Raw genomic sequence first — 12,976 nt, 5'->3', positions numbered from 1 at the left:
GCTAACAATCGCAGGCATGGCGACGCCTTTTCCATTGCGGCTTCGCCTCCATTCCAAAGCCGCGCATGCTGCGGGCGTTAGCGGTCAAAGGAAAGATAGTGCCTAAACGTAAAAATGAAAAGAGTTTAATTCCACTATTAGCTGTCGTAGGCATCTTAGCTGCGCCATTAATATTCATACTTGGCATTGTTGTTGGTAGCCAGATTCAGTTAGCCAACATTCTGACTGCAGATTCGTTGTCTTCATGGGTTAGTGCTGTAGCTACAGTTGCTATAGCAGTATTGACGTTTGTGCTTGCGAAAGAAACTTGGTATCTACGAGAGGCTCAAATTGAGCAAGTCAACGAACTTCGGGTGCAGAGTATTCGGCCTAACGTGGCCGTAAAATTTTTCAGCAGCAAAATATCATTCAATTTGATGATGCTCGAGATTAGCAACCTTGGTAAAGGAATTGCTCGAAATGTTCGATTTAGATTCTATGACAGAAATAATAACGAAATTGAAGGATCTCAGAATTCTATTGTTGATGAGTTCCTGAAGTTGCACGCTATATCTAAAGGCCTGCATTCACTTGGAATTAATCAAAAGTTTGAGAGCTTTTTATTTAGTTTTTTAGAGGTGAAAGGCAAAGTCGATGGCGAGGATGTTTTTTCAACATATTTCAAGATTTTAACATCTTATGAGGATGTTGAAGGAAACTCATATTCTGATGAATTAATCATAGATTTCAAAGAGTTTGAGGGTGTGATAGAAGTCGGAGGTGGTGACCCTCTTCATAAAATTTCTGGAGACATTAAAAAACTCAGAGAGCAAGTTGAAAGGATGACAAAATCACCCTCAAAGCGGCTCCATGTGAACACATATTCATCTGAAGATAGAGAACTGGAAAGAGAAGAGCACCAGAAATGGTTAGAAGAAATGAAAGCAAAACGTGAGCAAGCAACTGCTAACAAGAAAAGTCAGGCGGACAACTGACGCGACCGCTGCTTTAAGGGCGTTAGCAGTCTGGAGAATATATGGACTTATTTGAAAGCTTCTTAGTTGGATCAGCTTCTACAATTGTTGGCGGTATCGTTTTAGCCGTATTCTTCTTTTGGATGCGTGAAAAATGTTTTGGAGATGCTGATGTAACGGGGAAGTGGCACTTCAATATGATTACGGAAAGAACAGCATACAACCCATATAAAGGCATGGAACTGCGTTACGTTTGTGTTGTTTGGCGAGAGGGTAATAACCTTTGCGGTTCTGTTGAAAAAGTCTACGAAATATCTAGAACAGGTGAACGTGAATACGTAGGAAAAAATCGCTCAAGAGGCAAATTGACTGGTGCATATGAGAAAAATTATTTCAGCAAAGACCGAGTTCATATTCATATTAGTGAACAGGGCACTGGGCGCGAGTCAACTAACTACTTCACGTTGACTGTAAATAAACCGTTGTTATCTGGTAAATTCAGCTCCTTTATAGCAGATCAAGAAGGGGGCTCCATTTGGCAAAGAGAACCGTTTTAAGGCTAGTGTATTTGTTATTTTCGCTCCCGATGATTGCCGCAGCGCTCTTATGCTACTTGTTTAATTTTGGAAACGTCCGCTTTTATTACAAACAATGTATTAATGCCGCTCGTAAAAACAATAAAATGTATTCACAAGAACTAATTCAATGCCTTTACTTTGGCGAAGATAAACGAGGTCAAAGCCATTTTGGTGTAGATTATATAGGCGTTTTTAGAGCAATTTTGGCTATTACAAAAGGTCAGCTCCAAGGAGCTAGTACCATTGAGCAACAGTTTGTACGCACTGCTATTGGGCGCTATGAAAGAACTCTGACAAGGAAGTTGCTTGAGCAATTACTTGCCCATTTAGTTTGTTTAAGGCTTACGAAGCTCCAAATTGCCGAGAGCTACCTGTCTATTGCCTTCTTTGGTACGCACATGCAAGGAGTAACCTCGCTATGTGACCGATTGGCCTTTAAGTCTTATGATTTAAGTTTTTATGCTGGTGTTGTTGCAAGGCTCAAATACCCGCAACCGAAAATGGAATCTCAAGCTTGGGCTGCAAAACACCTCAATAGAACAGAATGGATCATGCGCCAATACGATTCTGCTAACATGTCGTTCAAGAATGACAAAAAACGCTTGGCGTTTTTTGCATCTTAACTCAGCGTTACGTGTCTTAGGCAGTCAAGGAGATATAGATGTTTCTATCACTATTAGGAATTACTTTTTTAGTTTCGTTGGTCGTATGTTTCATCGTAGCGAAATTATTTGCGAAACCAATAGATGGAATTTTGGAGAGAATTGTAGCCAACGACATAGCCTACGCATGGACTAAGTACCTGAAATTTGCGATCTATGTAGTTGGTATATCTGGCGGTGTGCGGATTCACTACTTAGAAAATTTTCTACGCGATCCAACAGAGCACTTTACACCTCCGGTTCTTAGTACAGATCGTTGGGTTTTGGAAATCTACCGTACGATCATAGAATCTTTGCAATCTATAGCCTGGATGTTATTGGTATTCTTTATATTCGCACTAATTGCATACGTTATAGTTCGGGCATTTGAGCTACGTGCAAAAAACAAGGCGCAATCCAATGCAGAGAGGTCCACTTAACTAGGATCTGCACAACGCGGCTGTACCGTTCAGACAGCTTAAACGTTGCTTCGGCTGCCCTTGTGTACGGCGTTAACTCTAAGAGGTTTTATGGCATCAATTTATGACAAGCCAGTCCGCACCCTTATGCATGAGATGGTGTCTGACATAGATTTGAAACCGGATACTGTGATTTCGCGTGATCGAGTCCGTTCTTGGTTTAAGGAAAACTATCCAAAAATAAAAGACGGAACGATCGCCGCCCATCTGCTTCGAATGTCGGTCAACTCGAAAAGCCGGGTACATTACGGGGCGAAACCGGGAGAGGATGACCTCTTCTTTCAAGTCGACCCCAAACATTTTCGTCTCTATAGGCGTCAGAATGACCCAGCACCAATTTACCCAGGGGATGATGTTGAACAGTCTATAAAGGGGGAAGTTGAAGAGCTAGCAGAGGAAGGTAGCCCAGAATTTGCGTATGAAAAGGACCTGCAGAATTATCTCGCGAGGAACCTTCACCTTATAGAGTCAGGACTCACACTGTTCGAAGATGAAGGGATCAATGGCTTAGAGTTTCCTGTAGGTGGAAGGTTTATCGATATACTGGGCACGGATTCTGATGGCAACTACGTGGTCATAGAGTTAAAAGTATCTAAAGGCTACGACAGGGTTGTAGGTCAATTACTGCGCTACATGGCCTGGATAAGGAAAAATCAGACAGAATCTGGGCAGTCGGTTCGAGGCATTATTGTTGCACGGCATATCTCGGAGGATTTGCTACTTGCTTGTTCTGGAGTAGAAGGAGTGCAACTGTTTGAATATGAGCTATCCGTCAGTCTGTGTGAGGCTCGACTTGAGTAAGAATTTAACCATACGTATCAAACCAATGTCTTTTTCTCCGTCTAGCTGTGCAAACGTCACCCGGCGAGCTTATTGTTAACGCTAAGTCATGAAAACTACGAAGCAGCAGAGCACTCATCAGTGATGAAAACAAATATATACGCAAGGTTATTAAAGTACAGAAAAGACGGCTTTACGCTCGCGGGCCAGTACAAAAGGCACCTGCCTTTAATTCTATTTCGCTTACTGAGCATACTTCTGGTAGTTTTTAGCGATTTGTTTTTGCCTCAGGTATTCCCTACTGAAATTAAGTTTCTGTTTATAGGACTTGTCGTGGGTTCTCAGGTTCAAGAAATCATTTGGATTTATAAGCACTTTAAAACGTGGAATTTGTTAGTCGACACTACTGACTGGGATAAAGTTGAAGCTAAAAGTCGCTGTGAGTAATCGCTTATTAATACATCCACATTATGTTTAGTATTCCCCTCCACCAACTTGTCGTAAGCGACCTCATCCCGTAAGATTACAAAATAATAACAACAGCAAAAAGATGGAACTTAAGCGTAGCGATGATGATAAACGCGAGTTCGCTTATTTTACTTAAGGAAGAGCCTACCTCGTTATTCCTATTCTCCTCCTTTTAGCCTGTCTTTTTAGCAAAATCAGCTTTGGAAATTTGTTTTTAGGGGAATCGAATGGATTTAAATATCATCCTTTCTATCACTGTAATTCTTAGTGGTGGATATTGTATCTTGGCATTCATACCAGCTACGGGAATCAAAATTTTTCCTAAGCTTCACGACGAAGATGCTAGCGCGAGCCAAAGACTATCTATTTTGGTTACGGGGATTTTGTCTATTGGCTTTGGCTTATACAGCTTGTTTATTAACCCTGTGTTGTCGTTTGCTTAGTCCAAAGACCGGTGGCAGCAAATTATTAAGTTCAGCAACAAGTTTTAAATTGCATTGTAATGTATACGGTTTTATTGATTTGGAAAGGAGAATCAAATTGAGACTTGTCTTAGTTTTATTTCTGGTCTTTGCCTCGACGAGCTTGATGGCGAGTGAGTTAGCTACTAGGGAGCAGATATCAAATAGGGTCAACGCTCTTTTTCATTCGGGTGAATATGAACAGTTGAGTAATTTGGGAAACGAATTCATAGACACAGAAGCAAGAACTTCGAGTGGTCTTTGGAAGCTCAGGCTCTTCTATGTCAGTCTTTATGGAATTTCCAACCGAAATATTCCTGATCTCGATTATTGGAATAACTTAAAGTCCGAGATGAAAGAGTGGACTGAGATGGAGCCAGACTCTAGTGTCGCTCATCTCGCGTATGTAGAGACACTAATTGCGCAAGCTTGGATGTATAGGAGACATACCGTCCGTGATGAGGACCGGGTGCTATTTGACCAAAATATCGAAGAGGCCAGACTCTACTTGTTGGAGCATGAGTCTATGAAGAGCCGCGATCCACATTGGTTTCATAGAATGATTGACGTTGCACGAGCCCAAAGTTGGGAGGAGTCGAGATTTAATGCATTGATCGATGAAGCATTTACGCAGCATCCTGCATACTATCCTATTTACTTTAGCGCTCTAAGATACCTCCTTCCAAATTGGCACGGCTCCGCAGAAAAAATTGAGAATTTTGCTAATTATGCTGTCGAAAAATCCGAAGAGTCTGAAGGGTATGGTTTGTACGCAAGAATATATTGGGTTGCATACAGTGATCATTACAGCTTTAACCTTTTCTCGCACTCCGATATTAGTTGGGAGAAAATGAAGTCAGGTATTGATGATGTTCTTCAAGATTACCCGGACCAATGGAACATCAATTACTTTGCGTTGTTCTCGTGTTTAGCAGGTGACAGAGAAGAAACCCTTAGGTTAATGAACATGATTGAAGGCAGACCTATTATTGATGCATGGAGAACGGGATTTAATTATAGTCGCTGTGCAGAGTGGAGCGCTGTAGAGGACCCCGCAATTTAAAACCAACGGAGATATTTTACATGGAAAATAGAGAATACGCCGGCTTCTGGATACGGTTTGGAGCTGTGATCATTGATGCGGTCGTCATCTTCATCGTTTTGACCATTCCTTTGAGGTTGATATATGGGCAGCAATACTTTGTTGGAGACGAGCTCATTTACGGCTTCTGGGATGTAGTCCTCGGCTATATAGTTCCATTTATAGCAACAATCTGGTTTTGGGTTCGGTATTTGGGGACCCCTGGTAAAATGGCTACACGATTAGAAATTGTGGATGCCAAGACGGGGAAAAAGATGAGTACCCTTCAAGCTGTTGCTAGGTATTTCGCTTATATCGTTTCGATCCTTTCGTTTGGTTTAGGCTTTATATGGGTAGGTATCGATCACAAAAAGCGCGGATGGCACGATATGCTCGTTGGTACAGTCGTTATTCGCAATACTCAGAAAGCGCCTGTAGAGTTCGATGAGAGTGAAGAGAACTCAGGATCTGAATTGGATAGAGCTCTAGAGCGTTAATATAAAACTGAAAAGTGCCCTGATATCGGGGCACAACCTCCTAAACTAAAACCTTTAACCATCCCGTGGAGACCGCACAGCGGTCCGTACAAGCCCTATGAACGGATGCCTAGCACCTTTAACCACATGGGGACGGGCTGAAGCCAGTCCCCAGCCTAAGCTTCTTCGTCAAACCTATCTTGAATCAGCTGTTCAATCGCATCTAAGGCAGCTTCAGCGTCGTTACCCTCAGCCGTAACGTTGATGTCTTTACCTTGTTGACTTGCTAGCAGCATAAGCCCCATAACGCTCGAAGCATCCACCTTCTGGCCGTTCTGCTCAATCGTTACGGTAGCTTCGAATTGGTTACTTAACTTGGCTAACTTAGTTGCTGCACGCGCATGTAAACCCAACTTGTTTCTTATGGTCATGACGCGATCAAGCTTAGCCATGTTACTTCTCCAATTCTCTGTGTTTTACACGAACCTTATGCCCTTTAGTGCTGTAACGGTTGGCAAGGCTTTCTGCAATGTACACCGAACGGTGTTGGCCGCCAGTACAACCGATAGCAATAGTCAGATAGCTACGGTTGCTGCGTTCAAAGTACGGCAACCAGGTGTCGATGAACGTACCCACCTGCTGAATGAACTTCGTAACCAACGGCTGTTCTTGCAGATAGTTGATTACCGGTTGGTCTAGCCCCGTAAGTGCCTTTAGTTCCGGTTCCCAATGAGGGTTTGGCAGTATGCGTGCGTCTAGCACCGTGTCGGCGTTTGCTGGCGCACCATGTTTAAAGCCAAAAGAGAGAAACGTCAGAATCAGTTGTCCGTCTTTATGGCCTAACACATGCTCGCGAACCATTTCGCTAAGTTCGTGAACACTCAACTTACTCGAGTCGATGTGCCAAGTGGTTCTAGAAACTAATGGTTCTAGCAGTTTGTGCTCCAACGCAATGGCGTCGGGTAGCGAGCTTTCTTGTTTCGAAAGCGGGTGCATACGGCGCGTTTCGCCGTAGCGGCGCAAGAGCACTTCGTCAGAAGAGTCGATAAAGAGGAATTCTGCTTCTATTTTACCCGGAAGAAAGTCGAGCGCGTCGGCTAGTTCGTCTTCGTCTTTGGGTAGGTTTCTAACGTCTACACTAACGGCTACCGATTCATAATCGTTTACACAATGGATAAGTGCAGGAAGCAGTTGTAAGGGCAGGTTGTCGACACAGTAAAAACCTAAGTCTTCGAGAACGCGTAACGCAATAGTTTTACCTGAGCCAGACCGGCCGCTTACAATAATTAGTTGCATTTTTCTTTGTCATCCGTGAATAAGTTATAGAGATCTAGGTCTTCCGAGGCCGCTCTCAACTTCCTGCAACATTCACGGCTATTTAACCGCTGTGCAACTACAGAAAGCGTTTGTAAATGTTTCTCTGGTTCATTTTCGGGTACTAATAAGGCAAAAATAATGTCAACCGGTTGGTTGTCTATCGCTTCAAACTCAATGGGTGCGTCTAAAGTAATAAGCACCGCGACAGGGTGGCTGGCGTTACTCAGGCGGCCATGGGGAATAGCGATACCCAGACCAATACCTGTACTTCCAAGCCTCTCCCTTTGCAACAAGCTTTCAAAAACGTCGTCGCGTGAGACTCCACCTAGTTTGGGCGCCACCATTTGGCTGATGGTTTCCAAAACTTTCTTTTTGCTGAGTTCCGGAACTGCACATTTCGTGCAGTCCGGAGTAAGAATTTCCCGAAGGTCCATAACTACCTAGTGCTGTTTAAGCTTTTCTTTGTGTTTAATAACTTGACGGTCGAGTTTGTCGATTAAACCATCAATGGCTGCGTACATGTCGGTGTGTTCAGATGTGGCGAACACCTCACCCCCATTCAGGTGCACAGTAGCTTCGGCTTTTTGGTTGAGTTTTTCAACATTGAGTATGACGTGCACGTTGTTGATATGGTCAAAATGTCGCTCGAGTTTCGCGAATTTAGTATCGACGTAGTCGCGTAAGGCTTCAGTAATTTCAATGTGATGACCGGTGAGGTTAATTTGCATAATACGTCTTCCTTCTGTTGCCGTTTATAAAAGGCTTTTTCGTTGATTGGAAGGGGGAATATTCATAGCTTCCCGATACTTCGCAATCGTCCGCCGTGCTACTTTGATACCCTGATCAGCCATGAGTTCAGCAATTTTACTGTCGCTCAATGGTTTTTCAGAGCGTTCCGCTGCAATAAGTTTGCGTATAAACGCACGAATCGCAGTTGATGAACACTCGCCGCCGTCTTCCGTGCCGACATGGCTTGAAAAGAAATACTTCAATTCAAATATGCCGCGCGGCGTGTGCATAAACTTCTGCGTTGTAACTCGTGAAACCGTAGATTCATGCATGTCGATGCTTTCTGCTACATCGTTAAGAACCATGGGTTTCATGGCCTCTTCACCATATTCAAAGAATGCCTGTTGTCGTTGCACAATACAATTGGTTACTTTCAAAAGCGTTTCGTTTCGGCTCTCTAAACTTTTGATAAACCAGCGCGCTTCTTGCACATGGTTTTTAATGTATTGGCTGTCTTCGGAGTTGCGCGCGCTTTTAGAAAGGGCCGCATATTCCTCGTTTACTCTTATTTTAGGCAAAGCATCTGGATTTAGCTCAACAATCCAGCGATTTTTGTGTTTTCTTACAGAAACATCGGGAATGACATATTCAGATTCACGCTGAGTGAAGTTCTCACCAGGCCTTGGTTGTAAGGTGTGAATGAGCCGAATCACCTCTTTCAATTCAGGTTCTTTTAGGCGTGTTTTACGAGCCAGTGTGCGGTAGTCGCGGTTGGCTAGCAGCTGTAAATGCTCAGAAACCACTGTTTTTGCTTCATTTAACCAAGGCGTTTCAGGCGCTAACTGATTAAGCTGCAAACACATACATTCGCCCACGTCACGTGCAGCTACACCGATAGGGTCGAAGTATTGAATGCGCTTCAGTACCACGCAAACTTCGTCCATTTCTGTTTCGGGGAACTCTTTTTGCACTGCCGCAAGGATGTCTTCTAAGTCTTGTTGCAAGTAGCCGTTTTCGTCGATGCCGTCGATGATCATTTCACCGATACGCTCGTCAAGTTCCGTGAAGTGAGACAACCGCATTTGCCACAGCAAGTAGTCTTGCAATGATTCGCTCGTTTCACCTTGATAAACGTAGTCGTCTTCGCTCGCTACACCAGAGCCTGTGCCTTTCGAGATCGGAGCACTCTCTGCCGACCAGGTGTCTTCCCAAGTTGAGTCGGTGGGCAAGTCGTTCGGCATGTCTTCATTGGCCATCGCTTGGTCGGTGTCCATTGCGCTGGTGTCTTCTGAAGACGTGTTTGATTCTTGTGGAGTGTCGCCCTCGAACTCTTCTGCGGTTTCAAGCAGAGGGTTACTGTCGAGTGCGTCTTGAATTTCCTGTTGTAAGTCTAGCGAGGACAGCTGAAGTAGACGAATCGCCTGCTGCAGCTGAGGCGTCATCGTGAGTTGTTGGCCAATTTTTAACTGCAGACTTTGCTTCATATACGAATACAGCTCATTATTTTTTTAATCTCTACTTATATGATTGCGCTTTTGCGGCGAATTACAAGGAGAATTGTTCGCCTAAGTATACGTCTTTTACTTTTTGATTCGCTAAAACTTGCTGCGCGGTTCCTGTTGCTATCATTTGCCCTTGGCTCACAATGTAAGCTTGCTCGCACACAGACAAGGTTTCTCGTACGTTGTGGTCGGTAATCAGTACCCCAATACCACGTTGTTTGAGTTGCTGAATTATTTTCTTAATGTCGATAACCGAAATAGGGTCTACGCCGGCAAAAGGCTCGTCGAGTAGAATAAACTTCGGGTCTGCGGCTAGCGCGCGAGCAATTTCTACACGACGTCTTTCACCGCCGGAAAGTGCCATTCCTAAATTATTAATAATGTGGCCAATGCTGAATTCACTTACCAAGCTGTCAAGCTTGTCTTCTCGTTGTGCTGGAGTGAGGTCTTTACGGGTTTCGAGAATAGCCATGATATTGTCGCGAACCGACAACTTTCGGAATACAGATGCTTCTTGAGGTAAATAACCAATACCTTCACGGGCTCTTTCGTGCATCGGCTTTAACGTAATGTCTTCGTTGTTTAGCGTTATTTTCCCTTTGTCGTTGGGCACTAAACCGACAATCATGTAGAACGTTGTTGTTTTACCCGCACCATTTGGGCCTAACAAACCTACAACTTGGCCTGCGTCTACGGTAAGAGAAACGTCGCTTACTACCGTGCGACCTTTATAAGCTTTTGCTAGGTTTTCCGCTTTAAGTTGCACCGTCATTAATTATTATTCCCAGAATTTTCTTCTGTTGAGTCGTCGCTTTCACGCGGTTGGAAAGTGGTTTGCACGCGTTGGCTTTCGTCTCGCTCTGCACTAACCTGCTGCGAGCCAATATTATAAGTAATGGTGGCCGCTTTTAGTTGGTTACCGCTTTGGAAAAGTTCTGCGTTACCGGTAAGGGTAAGGGTACGAAGCGTGGCGTCGTAAATAATTTCGTTGGCGCTCGCAGTTACAATAATGCCCGGTGCAATTTCTTGGCTATACGTTGCTGGCGTACCGACGGCGACAAACTTTTCAGCAGGGGCTTCTTCGTTACTAAAACCCTGCACTTCAAGTCGGTCTGCAAGAATAGTTAGCGAGCCTTGTTTAATTTCCACATGGCCTTCGGCAACATAAATATTTTCACGTAGATCGAGCGACTCGCGGTCGGAGCTGACATGCACAGGCTGTCGGAAGTCTTCTTCCAACTGACTGCTTTGCGCACTCGCCGGTGTAGCGAGTAAGTTAGTCGCGAGTAATAGCGCTAGGGTAGTAAATGCTTTCCACATGCTCGATTAATTCCAATTGCTGACTTTCTAAGTCTACACGAAAACCTATTCCCTTGATGTTAATTTGTGGCCCCGTAATCTGTACCGGCTCGGAGCTTGTCATTTCTCGTTTAGGGATGTCAATTTGTAATGCTTGGGTTTCAATATTTTGAATGTAACCCATTTGTGACAGGTTACTGATTTGTACTGAATTCATGAGCTCTAGTCGTTCGTCGTCGAGGAATTCACCAAGCTCTGCAGATATTTGCCAGAGGTTGCCCGTGGACGCCGACAATTCGCGTAAATAACTCGTGTAAATGGGCTGAATTAGCTCTGTGCGGTTCTGTTGAATGTAATGCGACATTTCTTGCGCTTGAATACGATGAGACAGTCGGCCTGTTTGGTCGTAAATTCTCGTTTCTAAGTTTTCTGCAATGAAGTCCGGTACTAATTGCTCAGAAGCCTGTGACTCTTCTTCAATAACTTGCTCACGCTGAGGCTGCCATAAAAGGAATATCGCCACTATGGATATAGCGAGAATAAGAAGAATCGTTCTTAAATTCACGTACTCGACTCCACCACTTGGCTGAGTTTACCTTGCGCCAATAATATAAGATCAGCTATTTCGCGAACGGCACCGAAACCGCCGCGTTGAATGGTGACATAGTCTGCAGCAAGCTGAACAGAAGGGTGTGCGTCGAATACCGCTACACCTAAGCCACAACTTTTAATAAGCTCGAGATCTGGAGTGTCGTCGCCAATGTAACCGGTTTGTTCCGGAGTCAGATTAAGCGTTTTACATACCGAGTCGTAACTTGCTTGTTTATTCTCTTGTCCTTGGAAAATATATGGAACGCCTAGGGCTGTCATGCGGGTTTCGACGATCTTTGATTTCCGACCAGTAATCACGGCGACTTCCACTCCAGCACTACGTAATGCTTTCACGCCTAAGCCGTCGCGTGTGTGAAAAGCTTTAAGCTCCTCCCCGTCGTTACCCATGTAAATACGACCGTCGGAAAACACGCCGTCGATGTCACACACCAGCAGTTTAATTTTTTGCAGGCGATCGAATAGCTCTTCGGTAATTTCGCCATACCAAGTACTAATCATTAAATTACTCCTGCTTGTAGCATGTCTTGCATATTAAATGCGCCCACTGGACGATGTTCTTCGTCAACTACAATAAGACCATTAATTTTCCGCGACTCCATAAGCTGCAATGCTTCAGCAGCTAGTAAGTTTTGCTTCACGGTGACGCAGCCTTGAGTCATCACTTCTTTAATAGAGGTTTTATGCACGTCTACGCGCTGGTCCAAAATACGACGCAAATCGCCGTCGGTAAACAATCCGGATAGTTTCTGGTTTGCGTCGACCACTGTGGTCATGCCTAGGCCCTTTCTAGACATTTCCAATAAAGCCTCGGAAATGATGGCTGTTTCTGGCACCACAGGAACACGCTCGCCTGCATGCATAAGGTCGTTGACGTGAAGTAACAATCGTTTGCCTAAACTTCCGCCCGGATGAGACAGGGCGAAGTCGTCGGCAGTAAAGCCGCGAGCACGCAACAAGCTTACGGCTAGGGCGTCGCCCATAACCAAGGTTGCTGTGGTGCTTGCCGTAGGTGCTAAACCCAACGGACATGCCTCTTCTTTTACCGCAACTTTAATGTGCACGTCTGCTAGTGTAGCCAGTGTCGAGTCTGGTCGACCGGTCATGGCTATCATGGGTACATTCAAGCGCTTCAAGACCGGTATGATACTGACTAACTCGCCGGTTTCGCCGGAGTTTGAGATAGCGAGCACCACGTCTTGCTTGGTGATCATGCCGAGGTCGCCGTGGCTTGCTTCGCCTGGGTGCACGAAAAATGCTGGGGTTCCTGTACTCGCTAAAGTAGCGGCTATTTTGCCGCCGATATGACCTGACTTACCCATGCCCGTTACGACAACACGCCCTTGGCAGTGCATCATCAGTTCGCATGCTGCGGTGAACTTTTCGTCTAAGCTTCCGTATAACTCGTCGATGGCCGCACGTTCGATATCGAGTACGTTTCGCGCTTGAGAAAGGTAATCAGTATTCGCCATATCGTTTCCTAAGAAAGTTCCACTTACTTGTTCGGCTAATTTTGAGCCCTGAGTATATCACTGCGGAGCAGGATTGCAGACCTATATCCTTTACTTTTAGCCAAGTTACTATTACTATACCAACCAGACGG

19 protein-coding genes are annotated in these 12,976 nt (G+C 44.6%); 9 read left to right on the top strand and 10 right to left on the bottom strand.

From position 1 onward, the window contains the following. The first annotated feature begins 98 nt into the window (after positions 1 to 98). From DQX04_RS07335 to DQX04_RS07295, 9 genes are all read left to right on the top strand, one after another. On the top strand, positions 99 to 974 hold the full coding sequence (locus DQX04_RS07335) for a hypothetical protein (protein ID WP_111915243.1): 876 nt from the start codon (positions 99 to 101) through the stop codon (positions 972 to 974). A gap of 41 nt (positions 975 to 1,015) precedes the next feature. Next, positions 1,016 to 1,510, top strand: a complete 495-nt coding sequence (locus DQX04_RS07330) for a hypothetical protein (protein WP_111915242.1) — start codon at positions 1,016 to 1,018, stop codon at positions 1,508 to 1,510. Further along, positions 1,489 to 2,154: a transglycosylase domain-containing protein gene (locus tag DQX04_RS07325; protein ID WP_165831960.1), complete on the top strand. Its 666-nt coding sequence runs from the start codon at positions 1,489 to 1,491 to the stop codon at positions 2,152 to 2,154. Before DQX04_RS07330 ends, DQX04_RS07325 begins: the two co-directional genes overlap by 22 nt. A gap of 38 nt (positions 2,155 to 2,192) precedes the next feature. Then, on the top strand, positions 2,193 to 2,612 hold the full coding sequence (locus DQX04_RS07320) for a hypothetical protein (protein ID WP_111915240.1): 420 nt from the start codon (positions 2,193 to 2,195) through the stop codon (positions 2,610 to 2,612). A 90-nt stretch (positions 2,613 to 2,702) separates the two neighbouring features. Beyond that, positions 2,703 to 3,452, top strand: a complete 750-nt coding sequence (locus DQX04_RS07315; RefSeq protein ID WP_111915239.1) for an endonuclease NucS domain-containing protein — start codon at positions 2,703 to 2,705, stop codon at positions 3,450 to 3,452. 72 nt (positions 3,453 to 3,524) lie between these two features. Then, on the top strand, positions 3,525 to 3,878 hold the full coding sequence (locus DQX04_RS07310; RefSeq protein WP_111915238.1) for a hypothetical protein: 354 nt from the start codon (positions 3,525 to 3,527) through the stop codon (positions 3,876 to 3,878). A gap of 248 nt (positions 3,879 to 4,126) precedes the next feature. Beyond that, positions 4,127 to 4,342 carry a hypothetical protein gene (locus tag DQX04_RS07305; protein WP_111915237.1) on the top strand — a complete coding sequence of 72 codons (216 nt, stop codon included), beginning with the start codon at positions 4,127 to 4,129 and terminating at the stop codon, positions 4,340 to 4,342. A gap of 97 nt (positions 4,343 to 4,439) precedes the next feature. Continuing rightward, positions 4,440 to 5,423: a hypothetical protein gene (locus DQX04_RS07300; RefSeq protein ID WP_111915236.1), complete on the top strand. Its 984-nt coding sequence runs from the start codon at positions 4,440 to 4,442 to the stop codon at positions 5,421 to 5,423. A gap of 20 nt (positions 5,424 to 5,443) precedes the next feature. Continuing rightward, on the top strand, positions 5,444 to 5,938 hold the full coding sequence (locus tag DQX04_RS07295; protein WP_111915235.1) for an RDD family protein: 495 nt from the start codon (positions 5,444 to 5,446) through the stop codon (positions 5,936 to 5,938). A 155-nt stretch (positions 5,939 to 6,093) separates the two neighbouring features. On the opposite strand, the gene DQX04_RS07290 is transcribed toward DQX04_RS07295, so the two are convergent. The 10 genes from DQX04_RS07290 to DQX04_RS07245 form a co-directional block, all read right to left on the bottom strand. Further along, positions 6,094 to 6,369, bottom strand: coding sequence for an HPr family phosphocarrier protein (locus DQX04_RS07290; protein ID WP_111915234.1), 276 nt, complete (start codon positions 6,367 to 6,369; stop codon positions 6,094 to 6,096). A gap of 1 nt (position 6,370) precedes the next feature. Further along, the gene (rapZ, locus tag DQX04_RS07285; RefSeq protein WP_111915233.1) at positions 6,371 to 7,213 is read right to left on the bottom strand and encodes an RNase adapter RapZ; all 843 of its coding nucleotides are present in this window, start codon (positions 7,211 to 7,213) and stop codon (positions 6,371 to 6,373) included. Further along, positions 7,204 to 7,668 (bottom strand): PTS IIA-like nitrogen regulatory protein PtsN, encoded by a 465-nt coding sequence (gene ptsN, locus DQX04_RS07280; RefSeq protein WP_111915232.1) that lies wholly within the window; start codon positions 7,666 to 7,668, stop codon positions 7,204 to 7,206. The genes rapZ and ptsN overlap by 10 nt, the downstream gene beginning before the upstream one ends. Positions 7,669 to 7,674: 6 nt before the next feature. Further along, a complete protein-coding gene (gene hpf / locus DQX04_RS07275) occupies positions 7,675 to 7,962 on the bottom strand; it encodes a ribosome hibernation promoting factor (protein ID WP_111915231.1) in 288 nt (95 codons plus the stop codon). A 24-nt stretch (positions 7,963 to 7,986) separates the two neighbouring features. After that, positions 7,987 to 9,447 (bottom strand): RNA polymerase factor sigma-54, encoded by a 1,461-nt coding sequence (locus DQX04_RS07270; RefSeq protein WP_111915230.1) that lies wholly within the window; start codon positions 9,445 to 9,447, stop codon positions 7,987 to 7,989. Positions 9,448 to 9,508: 61 nt separating this feature from the next. Further along, positions 9,509 to 10,237, bottom strand: coding sequence for an LPS export ABC transporter ATP-binding protein (gene lptB / locus DQX04_RS07265; protein ID WP_207801094.1), 729 nt, complete (start codon positions 10,235 to 10,237; stop codon positions 9,509 to 9,511). Continuing rightward, positions 10,237 to 10,785, bottom strand: a complete 549-nt coding sequence (gene lptA / locus DQX04_RS07260; protein ID WP_111915229.1) for a lipopolysaccharide transport periplasmic protein LptA — start codon at positions 10,783 to 10,785, stop codon at positions 10,237 to 10,239. The genes lptB and lptA overlap by 1 nt, the downstream gene beginning before the upstream one ends. Continuing rightward, positions 10,742 to 11,329 carry an LPS export ABC transporter periplasmic protein LptC gene (lptC, locus tag DQX04_RS07255; RefSeq protein ID WP_111915228.1) on the bottom strand — a complete coding sequence of 196 codons (588 nt, stop codon included), beginning with the start codon at positions 11,327 to 11,329 and terminating at the stop codon, positions 10,742 to 10,744. Before lptC ends, lptA begins: the two co-directional genes overlap by 44 nt. Continuing rightward, positions 11,326 to 11,874 carry a 3-deoxy-manno-octulosonate-8-phosphatase KdsC gene (gene kdsC / locus DQX04_RS07250; RefSeq protein WP_111915227.1) on the bottom strand — a complete coding sequence of 183 codons (549 nt, stop codon included), beginning with the start codon at positions 11,872 to 11,874 and terminating at the stop codon, positions 11,326 to 11,328. The genes lptC and kdsC overlap by 4 nt, the downstream gene beginning before the upstream one ends. After that, positions 11,874 to 12,845, bottom strand: coding sequence for a KpsF/GutQ family sugar-phosphate isomerase (locus DQX04_RS07245; protein ID WP_111915226.1), 972 nt, complete (start codon positions 12,843 to 12,845; stop codon positions 11,874 to 11,876). The genes kdsC and DQX04_RS07245 overlap by 1 nt, the downstream gene beginning before the upstream one ends. Between the last annotated feature and the right edge of the window lie 131 nt (positions 12,846 to 12,976).

The sequence above is a fragment of the Aliidiomarina sp. B3213 genome, assembly GCF_003290085.1.
In the GTDB taxonomy this organism is placed as follows: Bacteria; Pseudomonadota; Gammaproteobacteria; order Enterobacterales; family Alteromonadaceae; genus Aliidiomarina.
This window is presented reverse-complemented; position numbering and strand designations above follow the sequence as displayed.

Excerpts from the sequence above, each read along its gene's own strand:
- DQX04_RS07330 (WP_111915242.1), top strand. The coding sequence starts at position 1,016 with ATGGACTTATTTGAAAGCTTCTTAGTTGGATCAGCTTCTACAATTGTT.
- DQX04_RS07320 (WP_111915240.1), top strand. The coding sequence starts at position 2,193 with ATGTTTCTATCACTATTAGGAATTACTTTTTTAGTTTCGTTGGTCGTA.
- DQX04_RS07315 (WP_111915239.1), top strand. The coding sequence starts at position 2,703 with ATGGCATCAATTTATGACAAGCCAGTCCGCACCCTTATGCATGAGATG.
- DQX04_RS07305 (WP_111915237.1), top strand. The coding sequence starts at position 4,127 with ATGGATTTAAATATCATCCTTTCTATCACTGTAATTCTTAGTGGTGGA.
- DQX04_RS07295 (WP_111915235.1), top strand. The coding sequence starts at position 5,444 with ATGGAAAATAGAGAATACGCCGGCTTCTGGATACGGTTTGGAGCTGTG.
- DQX04_RS07290 (WP_111915234.1), bottom strand. The coding sequence starts at position 6,369 with ATGGCTAAGCTTGATCGCGTCATGACCATAAGAAACAAGTTGGGTTTA.
- rapZ (WP_111915233.1), bottom strand. The coding sequence starts at position 7,213 with ATGCAACTAATTATTGTAAGCGGCCGGTCTGGCTCAGGTAAAACTATT.
- ptsN (WP_111915232.1), bottom strand. The coding sequence starts at position 7,668 with ATGGACCTTCGGGAAATTCTTACTCCGGACTGCACGAAATGTGCAGTT.
- hpf (WP_111915231.1), bottom strand. The coding sequence starts at position 7,962 with ATGCAAATTAACCTCACCGGTCATCACATTGAAATTACTGAAGCCTTA.
- DQX04_RS07270 (WP_111915230.1), bottom strand. The coding sequence starts at position 9,447 with ATGAAGCAAAGTCTGCAGTTAAAAATTGGCCAACAACTCACGATGACG.
- lptB (WP_207801094.1), bottom strand. The coding sequence starts at position 10,237 with ATGACGGTGCAACTTAAAGCGGAAAACCTAGCAAAAGCTTATAAAGGT.
- lptA (WP_111915229.1), bottom strand. The coding sequence starts at position 10,785 with ATGTGGAAAGCATTTACTACCCTAGCGCTATTACTCGCGACTAACTTA.
- kdsC (WP_111915227.1), bottom strand. The coding sequence starts at position 11,874 with ATGATTAGTACTTGGTATGGCGAAATTACCGAAGAGCTATTCGATCGC.
- DQX04_RS07245 (WP_111915226.1), bottom strand. The coding sequence starts at position 12,845 with ATGGCGAATACTGATTACCTTTCTCAAGCGCGAAACGTACTCGATATC.